This is a genomic window from Klebsiella sp. H-Nf2 (assembly GCF_002806645.1).
In the GTDB taxonomy this organism is placed as follows: domain Bacteria; phylum Pseudomonadota; class Gammaproteobacteria; order Enterobacterales; family Enterobacteriaceae; genus Klebsiella; species Klebsiella variicola.
In genome coordinates, this window is record NZ_PIBL01000013.1 from 138,324 (window position 1) to 147,790 (window position 9,467).

Annotated in this window: 8 protein-coding genes and 1 pseudogene; 4 read left to right on the forward strand and 5 right to left on the reverse strand. The window is 54.7% G+C overall.

Translation table 11 applies throughout. The annotated features are described in order from the left end of the window. Positions 1 to 65 precede the first annotated feature (65 nt). The gene (locus CWM58_RS23805; RefSeq protein WP_008807221.1) at positions 66 to 1,367 is read right to left on the reverse strand and encodes an anaerobic C4-dicarboxylate transporter; all 1,302 of its coding nucleotides are present in this window, start codon (positions 1,365 to 1,367) and stop codon (positions 66 to 68) included. A gap of 115 nt (positions 1,368 to 1,482) precedes the next feature. Next, the gene (aspA, locus tag CWM58_RS23810) at positions 1,483 to 2,919 is read right to left on the reverse strand and encodes an aspartate ammonia-lyase (RefSeq protein WP_002885424.1); all 1,437 of its coding nucleotides are present in this window, start codon (positions 2,917 to 2,919) and stop codon (positions 1,483 to 1,485) included. A 337-nt stretch (positions 2,920 to 3,256) separates the two neighbouring features. On the opposite strand from aspA, the gene CWM58_RS23820 reads away from it, so the two are divergent. Further along, on the forward strand, positions 3,257 to 3,733 hold the full coding sequence (locus tag CWM58_RS23820; RefSeq protein WP_061156057.1) for an FxsA family protein: 477 nt from the start codon (positions 3,257 to 3,259) through the stop codon (positions 3,731 to 3,733). Positions 3,734 to 3,784: 51 nt separating this feature from the next. Here the strand turns inward: CWM58_RS23820 and yjeH are convergent, their stop codons facing one another. Beyond that, positions 3,785 to 5,035, reverse strand: a complete 1,251-nt coding sequence (yjeH, locus tag CWM58_RS23825; RefSeq protein WP_100681944.1) for an L-methionine/branched-chain amino acid transporter — start codon at positions 5,033 to 5,035, stop codon at positions 3,785 to 3,787. A 231-nt stretch (positions 5,036 to 5,266) separates the two neighbouring features. Here yjeH and CWM58_RS23830 point away from each other — a divergent pair, with 231 nt between their 5' ends. The 3 genes from CWM58_RS23830 (at position 5,267) to CWM58_RS23840 (ending at position 7,858) form a co-directional block, all read left to right on the forward strand. Then, entirely contained in the window at positions 5,267 to 5,560 is a 294-nt protein-coding gene (locus tag CWM58_RS23830) for a co-chaperone GroES (protein WP_003855929.1), read from the forward strand. Positions 5,561 to 5,597: 37 nt separating this feature from the next. Continuing rightward, positions 5,598 to 7,244 carry a chaperonin GroEL gene (gene groL / locus CWM58_RS23835; RefSeq protein WP_100681945.1) on the forward strand — a complete coding sequence of 549 codons (1,647 nt, stop codon included), beginning with the start codon at positions 5,598 to 5,600 and terminating at the stop codon, positions 7,242 to 7,244. A 260-nt stretch (positions 7,245 to 7,504) separates the two neighbouring features. Next, positions 7,505 to 7,858, forward strand: coding sequence for a DUF4156 domain-containing protein (locus CWM58_RS23840; RefSeq protein ID WP_023313845.1), 354 nt, complete (start codon positions 7,505 to 7,507; stop codon positions 7,856 to 7,858). 53 nt (positions 7,859 to 7,911) lie between these two features. On the opposite strand, the gene yjeJ is transcribed toward CWM58_RS23840, so the two are convergent. Next, the gene (yjeJ, locus tag CWM58_RS23845) at positions 7,912 to 8,775 is read right to left on the reverse strand and encodes a YjeJ family protein (RefSeq protein ID WP_100681946.1); all 864 of its coding nucleotides are present in this window, start codon (positions 8,773 to 8,775) and stop codon (positions 7,912 to 7,914) included. Between the two features lie 12 nt (positions 8,776 to 8,787). Beyond that, positions 8,788 to 9,339 (reverse strand): annotated as a pseudogene (locus CWM58_RS23850) (ATP-binding cassette domain-containing protein); the annotation flags it as partial. Positions 9,340 to 9,467 lie beyond the last annotated feature (128 nt).

The following is a 9,467-nucleotide window of genomic DNA, read 5'->3' on the forward strand; positions in this document are numbered from 1 at the left end:
TCACGATCGGGGGTAGGGGAGGGAAACGGGCAGCGGGCCCGCGCGGGGCCCGCTGCCAGCGGTATTTACAGCATAATCCCGCCAAAGATAAAGCCCAGGATCACGCACAGCGTGATAGCGATAACGCCGGGGATCAGGAAGGCGTGGTTAAAGACGTATTTGCCGATGCGCGTCGAGCCGGTGTCGTCCATCTCCACCGCCGCCAGCAGGGTCGGATAGGTTGGCAGGACGAACAGTGCCGAGACGGCGGCAAACGAGGCGATCGCCGTCAGCGGGCTGACGCCGAGCAGCAGCGCGGCGGGCATCAGCGCCTTGGTGGTGGCTGCCTGTGAGTAGAGCAGCGTGGCGGCGAAGAACAGCACCACCGCCAGCAGCCATGGGTAATTGTGCAGCAGGTCGCCGGCCACGGCCTGGATATCGCTGATGTGCGCTTTAACGAAGGTATCGCCCAGCCAGGCGACGCCGAGGACGCAGACGCAGGCGCTCATCCCGGATTTAAAGGTGCTGGCGTTGAGCACTTCGCCAGTGTCGATTTTGCAGGTGATGCTAATCAGGGTGGCGATGGTCAGCATAAACACCACGATCGCTTCGTTACGCGGCAGCACCGGGTTCTTAATCAGGCCGACGGTATCGCTGATGGCCGTGGCGTAGAACATCACCGCCACGATGCCGATCAAAAACAGGAGGACAGAGCGTTTGGCGTGCGGCTTCAGCTCAAACACCTGGCTGCCGCGCAGTCTAACTTCCCCCTTGGCCAGCCGCTCCTGGTAAATGGGATCGTCTTTCAGTTCGCAGCCGAGGAAGTTGCAAACAATCGCGGTGAGCATTACCGCCAGCAGGGTGACCGGAATACAGATGGCCAGCAGCGTCAGGTAGCTAACGCCCAGCGGCTCAAGGATCCCGGCAAAGAACACCACCGCCGCGGAGATAGGCGAGGCGGTGATCGCTATCTGAGAGGCCACGACCGCAATCGACAGCGGACGAGATGGGCGAATGCCTTGCTCTTTGGCCACTTCGGTGATCACCGGCAGCGTGGAGAAGGCGGTATGGCCGGTGCCGGCGAGTACGGTCATAAACCAGGTCACCAGCGGGGCAAGGAAGGTAATGTACTTCGGGTGGCGGCGCAGCATCCGTTCGGCAAGGCTGACCAGGTAATCCATCCCGCCGGCGACCTGCATGGCGGCGATAGCGGCGATGACCGCCATGATGATTTCAATAACGTCGAAGGGGATCGCACCCGGTTTGATTTGAAAAATAAGCGTCAGGACAAGGACGCCAAGGCCACCGGCAAAGCCGATACCAATGCCGCCGAGCCTGGCGCCGAGATAAATCGCCAGCAGGACAATAACCAGTTCTGCACCAAACATATATGCCTTCCTTGTTTTTTAACAAGTTGATATTGAATTGTTGTATTTTAGTAAAACTAAAAAGCAAAAAAGGCATGTCATCGCTGACATGCCTTTCAATGACTAACCGGAAAGATTACTGTTCGCTTTCATCGGTATAACGCTTCGCTTTATAAGCAGGATGCATCAGGTTTTGCGCGGAGAAAATATCATCCAGCTCCGCCGCCGTCAGCAGCCCACGCTCCAGCACCACTTCCCGCACGCTCTTGCCGGTTTCGGCGCAGATCTTGCCGACGATATCGCCATTGTGGTGGCCGATAAACGGGTTGAGGTAGGTGACGATGCCGATGGAGTTGTAGACGTAGCCTTCACATACCGCTTTATTGGCGGTGATGCCGTTGACGCATTTCTCCAGCAGGTTGTAGCAGGCGTTGGTCAGGATATGTATGGATTCGAACATCGCCTGGCCGATCACCGGCTCCATCACGTTCAGCTGCAACTGCCCGGCTTCGGAGGCCATGGTCACCGTGGTGTCGTTGCCGATCACTTTAAAGCAGACCTGGTTGACCACCTCCGGCACTACCGGGTTAACCTTCGCCGGCATAATAGAGGAACCCGCCTGCAGCTCCGGCAGGTTGATTTCGTTGAGGCCCGCGCGTGGACCGGAAGAGAGCAGGCGCAGGTCGTTACAGATCTTGGACAGTTTCACCGCCAGTCGTTTCAGCGAGCTGTGAACCATGACGTACGCCCCGCAGTCCGAGGTGGCTTCAATCAGATCTTCCGCCGGGACGACCGGTAAGTTGCTCACTTCCGCCAGCTTCTGCACCGCCAGCTGTTGATAGCCGTCCGGGGTGTTGAGGCGTGTACCGATGGCGGTTGCGCCGAGGTTCACCTCCAGCAGCAGCTCCGCGGTGCGCAGAATGCTTTTGGTCTCTTCATTAAGCAGCACATTGAAGGCATGGAACTCCTGGCCGAGGGTCATCGGCACCGCGTCCTGCAGCTGGGTGCGCCCCATTTTGAGGATGTCCTGGAACTCCACGGCTTTCGCCTGGAAGCCTTCACCCAGCTGTTTAATCGCATCGATTAACTTCAGGATGGAGGCATACACCGCGATGCGGAACCCGGTCGGGTAGGCATCGTTGGTGGACTGGCATTTGTTGACGTGATCGTTTGGGTTCAGGTACTGGTATTCGCCTTTCTGATGGCCCATCAGCTCAAGGCCGATGTTCGCCAGGACTTCGTTGGTGTTCATGTTTACGGAGGTGCCGGCCCCGCCCTGGAAGACATCGACCGGGAACTGGTCCATGCATTTGCCGTTATTCAGGACTTCGTCACAGGCGGCGATAATCGCATTTGCCGCGCTTTTGGGAATGGTCTGCAGCTCCTTGTTCGCCAGCGCGGCGGCTTTCTTCACCATCACCATGCCGCGCACGAATTCTGGTATGTCGCTGATTTTGCTGTTGCTAATGTAGAAGTTTTCAATCGCTCGCAGAGTATGAACGCCGTAGTAAGCGTCCGCGGGAACTTCCCTGGTGCCCAACAGATCTTCTTCGATACGAATGTTGTTTAACATGTGAACCTTCTTTTCAAGCTGCCAATGAATTCACCAAATACACAGAATATCCAGGATTCAGTATATTTTCTGGCCGACGATTATTTCCTTAACCGGCCTGGTGCCCAAGATCATATGCTGATGATAGCGAATATCAGTAAGCTTGATCACTTATTACGTCGTGGGCGGGATAAGATTTATTAATCTGTGAAATGGGTCACCGCTTTCCTATTCCTGGAGAAAATAAGCATTTCCGCTGATTGAAAAGCCGCGCAGCATCCCCATCTTAGTAGGATGCGATCAGCAAATTGATGACTACGGGCGCTGAACGCAGCGCCCGTTGATGAAGGAGACGCCGGTGCGTTGGATTCCGTTTATTGCCTTTTTTCTTTACGTTTACATTGAGATATCGATCTTTATCCAGGTAGCGCACGTGCTGGGCGTCTTTATGACGCTGATCCTGGTGATCTTTAGCTCGGTGGTGGGGATGTCGCTGGTGCGTAACCAGGGCTTCAAAAACTTCCTGCTGATGCAGCAGAAGATGGCCGCGGGCGAGAGCCCGGCGGCGGAGATGATCAAGAGCGTTTCACTGATTATCGCCGGTCTGCTGCTGTTGCTCCCGGGGTTCTTTACCGACTTCCTCGGCCTGCTGCTGTTGCTGCCTCCAGTGCAGAAGCACCTGACGATGAAGCTGATGCCGCATCTGCGCTTCAGTCGGATGCCGGGCGGTGGCTTTAGCGCCGGAACTGGCGCTGGAGAGACCTTCGAAGGGGAATTCCAGCGCAAGGATGAACAGCGCGACCGTCTGGACCATAAGGACGATCGCCGCGATTAATACACGCCCGGCCCGGTCAGCAGATGCGACCGGGCCGCTTTCTTTCCAGGCTTACACGCTGCCTGTCGCCAGCTTGCGCCTGGGTAAAAACAGCCACAGTCCCGCCAGCATCACCAGCGCGTACAGACTCTTCCAGCCGACCATCGCCAGCAGCAGCAGACAAAGAATGCTGCCCACCACCGCCAATAGCCGATAGCGCCCGCGCAGCAAACGACATCCCGCCAGCATGCACAGCAGATAGATCATGATGAAAATGCCGTTGGCATAGACGATCAGCGCGTCCAGATTGATATCGAGCAAATAGATACACAAGGTGCTGACTACGCAGGAGCCCAGCACGGTGTTGAGGGCGTTGCGCGGGATCTGCCGCGGCGACAGCCGTGCGAGGTAGCTCTGTGGCTTATGCTGCGCCTGCGACCAGACCAGGCGGGCGAAACTTTGAATATAGATGTTGAGGCTGGCGAAACAGGCGAGATAGCCGATGACGCAGGCCACCCACAGCGCTTCGACGCCGAACAGACGGACAACGATGTTCGGTAGTGACGCGGCCGCCGCCATCTCCTCGCCAAAGGCGTGGAAGTGCAACACCAGCACGGTACAGGCCCAGTAGACCGAGCCGGCAAGCAGCAGGCCTATCATCAGCGCGCGGGGAAAATCGCGCTCGGGATGCTTGAATTCCGAGGCCAGGTGGGCAAAAGCTTCCAGACCGACGAAGCACCAGAACATGACCGACAGCGCGGAGAAGAGCTGGCCGCGGTCGATCTCCGTCAGGGCGGGGAAGGGGATCTGCGCCGGACTTATTCCACCGCGCCACCAGACGGCGGCGATCAGCGCCACTATCAGTATGGCAACCAGCGTCTGCAGGTTGGCGCTGGAGCTGGCGCCACGCGAACCAACCCACCAGACGATGGCCAGGGTGCCCAGCTCCGCCAGCAGTAGCTGCGCATCATGCCAGCCGAACAGCGCCTGGCCAAAGCCGGTGGCGATGTGTAGCGCGGCGGGGAGTCCTACCGGGATAACCGATAAAAACAACCAACCGGTCACGCTGGCCAGACGTGGGCCAAACGCCATATCGACAAAATGGGCCACGCCGCCCGCGCTGGGAAAATGGCGGCCCAGCAGGGCAAAGACGATGGCAATCGGGAAAACAAGAAGAATGAGCAGCGGCCATGCCCACAGACTGTTATCGCCAGCGACCAGCGCCGCCAGCGCCGGAACGGCGAAGACGCCGGTGCCCAGCAATGAGGTGGAAAGCAACCCGACTCCCTGTCCCAGCCCCAACTCCTGTTTTAAATCACTCATGATTCCATCCTGCGCCAGTGAAAAAAAGAGAGTATCACAATCGCTTTTCCTTATGACGCGTTGGCCGATAGCGCCGCTTTTTGCGCGCTAGCGCAAAGGAAAAAATTTTTTTTGATTTTGCCCTTGAAGCGGGAAATGGCCACCCCCATCTCTCTCAGCACTAGCCGGTAAACCTCGTTCGGCCCGGCGTCACCCATAACTGATAATGACTTTCTCGAAGGAGAGCTATCAATGAGTATTCGTCCGTTACATGATCGTGTGATCGTCAAACGTAAAGAAGTTGAAACCAAATCTGCAGGCGGCATCGTTCTGACCGGTTCTGCGGCAGCTAAATCAACTCGTGGCGAAATCATCGCTGTCGGTAAAGGCCGCATCCTGGAAAACGGAACTGTGCAGCCGCTGGACGTTAAAGTTGGTGACATCGTGATTTTCAACGATGGCTACGGCGTGAAGTCTGAGAAGATCGACAACGAAGAAGTGCTGATCATGTCCGAAAGCGACATCCTGGCAATTGTTGAAGCGTAATTCGCACGACCCTGAACGAATTTGAGGAATAAAAGAAATGGCAGCAAAAGACGTAAAATTCGGTAACGACGCTCGTGTAAAAATGCTGCGCGGCGTAAACGTACTGGCAGATGCAGTTAAAGTGACCCTGGGCCCGAAAGGCCGTAACGTGGTTCTGGACAAATCCTTCGGCGCGCCGACCATCACTAAAGATGGCGTTTCCGTTGCTCGTGAAATCGAACTGGAAGACAAGTTCGAAAACATGGGCGCACAGATGGTGAAAGAAGTTGCCTCTAAAGCGAACGACGCGGCAGGCGACGGTACCACCACTGCAACCGTACTGGCTCAGGCTATCATCGCAGAAGGCCTGAAAGCCGTTGCGGCGGGCATGAATCCGATGGATCTGAAACGTGGTATCGACAAAGCTGTCGTTGCCGCCGTTGAAGAACTGAAAGCGCTGTCCGTACCGTGCTCTGACTCTAAAGCCATTGCTCAGGTTGGTACCATCTCCGCTAACTCCGACGAAACCGTAGGTAAACTGATCGCGGAAGCGATGGATAAAGTCGGTAAAGAAGGCGTTATCACCGTTGAAGACGGTACCGGTCTGGAAGACGAACTGGACGTGGTTGAAGGTATGCAGTTCGACCGCGGCTACCTGTCTCCGTACTTCATCAACAAACCGGACACCGGTGCTGTTGAGCTGGAAAGCCCGTTCATCCTGCTGGCTGACAAAAAAATCTCCAACATCCGCGAAATGCTGCCGGTTCTGGAAGCCGTAGCGAAAGCTGGCAAACCGCTGGTTATCATCGCTGAAGACGTTGAAGGTGAAGCGCTGGCGACTCTGGTGGTTAACACCATGCGCGGTATCGTTAAAGTGGCTGCGGTGAAAGCACCTGGCTTCGGCGACCGTCGTAAAGCTATGCTGCAAGACATCGCGACGCTGACTGGCGGTACCGTTATCTCTGAAGAGATCGGTATGGAGCTGGAAAAAGCGACTCTGGAAGACCTGGGTCAGGCGAAACGCGTGGTTATCAACAAAGACACCACCACCATCATCGATGGCGTTGGCGAAGAATCCGCAATTCAGGGCCGCGTAGCTCAGATCCGCAAGCAGATCGAAGAAGCAACCTCCGATTACGACCGTGAAAAACTGCAGGAGCGCGTAGCTAAACTGGCTGGCGGCGTGGCAGTAATCAAAGTCGGTGCGGCTACCGAAGTTGAAATGAAAGAGAAAAAAGCACGCGTTGACGACGCCCTGCACGCGACCCGTGCTGCGGTTGAAGAAGGCGTGGTTGCTGGCGGCGGCGTAGCGCTGGTTCGCGTTGCAGCGAAACTCACTGGCCTGACCGGTCAGAACGAAGATCAGAACGTCGGTATCAAAGTTGCGTTGCGCGCAATGGAAGCACCGCTGCGTCAGATCGTGTCCAACGCCGGTGAAGAGCCGTCTGTTGTGGCAAACAACGTGAAAGCAGGCGACGGTAACTACGGTTACAACGCGGCAACTGAAGAATACGGCAACATGATCGACTTCGGTATCCTGGACCCAACCAAAGTGACCCGTTCTGCTCTGCAGTACGCGGCATCCGTTGCTGGCCTGATGATTACCACCGAGTGCATGGTGACCGACCTGCCGAAAGGCGACGCGCCTGACTTAGGTGCTGCCGGCGGTATGGGTGGCATGGGCGGTATGGGCGGCATGATGTAATCGTGCGCTCTACAGCTTAAAAAAGCAGAAACCCCTGGCCAGCAATGGCTGGGGGTTTTTCTTTTGGCGCGCTTTTTAGTATAAGGCTTATACATAAAAATCATTTAAGCTGCATCAGAGCGGCAAGCACCTCCGTTTCGGGCGTGAAATGACAAGCGCGACCGGGGAGGGAATGAACGCGGCTCATGCCGACGCAGTTTGAAGGATGACAGATTTACATCCGGGCCAGTGCGTCCAGCTCATCGATCATGGGGAATAACATGCAGGTAAAATATTTAGCAGGGATTGTCGGCGCAGCCTTACTGTTGGCAGGTTGCAGTTCCAGCAATGAATTAACCTCTGCCGGCCAGAATGTGCGTTTCGTGCAGGAGAAGCCGGGCGCAGATTGTCAGCTGTTAGGGACCGCGACGGGTAAACAGAGCAACTGGCTCTCCGGCCAGAATGGTGATGAGGGTGGTTCCATGCGCGGTGCGGCAAACGCCCTGCGCAACCAGGCGGCAGCGATGGGCGGCAACGTGATTTACGGCGTCAGCAGCCCGACGCAAAACCTGCTGTCGAGCTTTGTACCTACCGACAGCGAAATGAACGGCCAGGTTTATAAGTGCCCGAACTGATGCGTGATGCCTCTCTCTGCGAGCGCGGAGAGAGGTGTAGTTGAAGATGCGGATCAGGCGCTAAGTTCTGCTTTCTTCTCAAGGTAGAACGCGTGCAGGGGACGCAGGCACTCTTCCAGACTGAGCATTCTTCCTGGCTGGGAAGGGATAATGTTACTGAAGATCTGGCATGGCGCCAGCTCCGCGTGCATCGCCTTGAGCTTGGGGCTTTTCTCGATAAGCTGCATCACGACGTTATTTTCCAGTTCAGACAGATGCGGCGCGCTGGTTTTGATCACAGCTCCGGAGACAATTTTCTTCCCTTCGTCCGTCTCACAGCAGTACAGCACGCCCAGATAATGTGAAAACAGGTTCAGCTTCCATTCTTCGTGGGAATATTGCTGGTAATCGATATTAGGCTGAGTAGTTAAGTCCACGGTGTAGCTCATTAAAAAATCCATATTTGAACTTAAGTACTGAATAACCTCCTGGTCATCCGCTATTTTTAATGATTGTTGTATCCCGAGAATCATTGCTTCTACCTGATTGTCTTCGATACAGAAAGTGCAAATCTGTTCATTCTGTAGTACCAGAATCAGGGTCGTGTCGGTTTCCCCAAGTTTAGGGGTGATTGACATAATGCGTCTTTCCGGATCGGGCTGCTCGATTTCAGCCATCTCAACCTCTGGGATGTTGGCCATTAATGATTCATTGCAGGCAATCAGTTCTTCTTTATAGCTATCGCCTTGCACCTGTAGGCGATGGAGGGTCATAAGCAGTCTGTACTGTAATATAAGAAGAAGATCGGCCAGCACTGGTGTCTGCATATAATAGGTCTGATAGAGGCCATTCTTGTGCTTAATTTTCAATAGCAGAGCCAGAAATCGTTCTTCAAAGGTGATGCCGGCAGTATTAAAACTAATAAATTTTCCTTGCATAAGTTTCTCCTTTTAAGCTGTCGCAAGCGTTTTCGATTGCGACAGGTCAATAACACGATCGGCAGAAGCGATTGTGGATGGCCGGTGGGCGACGATAATCCGGGTAATACTTAACGCCGAGATTGACTGGTTGATAACGGATTCATTTTTTAGGTCAAGATGGCTGGTGGCTTCATCCATAAATAGTATGCTTGGTTTACGATACAACGCACGGGCGATGAGGATACGCTGCTTTTGCCCACCGGAAATACCTAGTCCCAGTTCACCGACGATGGTTTCATAGCCCATCGGCATCTTCATAATTTCGTCATGAATGTTGCAGCGTTTGGCGCATTCCATAACAAAATCGAGGTCGGCGTTATCTTCAAAGCCGCTAATATTATCGATAAGCGATCCGGAGAAAAGGCGGTCCTCCTGCAGTACGCAGGCGGTACCAAGGCGATAATTATTAAGACCAATTTTAGTGATATCGAGATTATCCGCTAACACATCACCACTGGTCGGCGAAAGCAGACCACACATCACTTTTAACAGCGTGGTTTTACCGACGCCTGAAGGGCCGACATGACCTGCCCCCAGGATTAGATACAACCGTCAGTTAGTAAGGTCGGTTTGTTTACCTTCACATTTTCCATTTCGCCACCGTGCTGCAAACTCTGATGGCGTCTGATAATTCAGTGCTGAATGTGGAC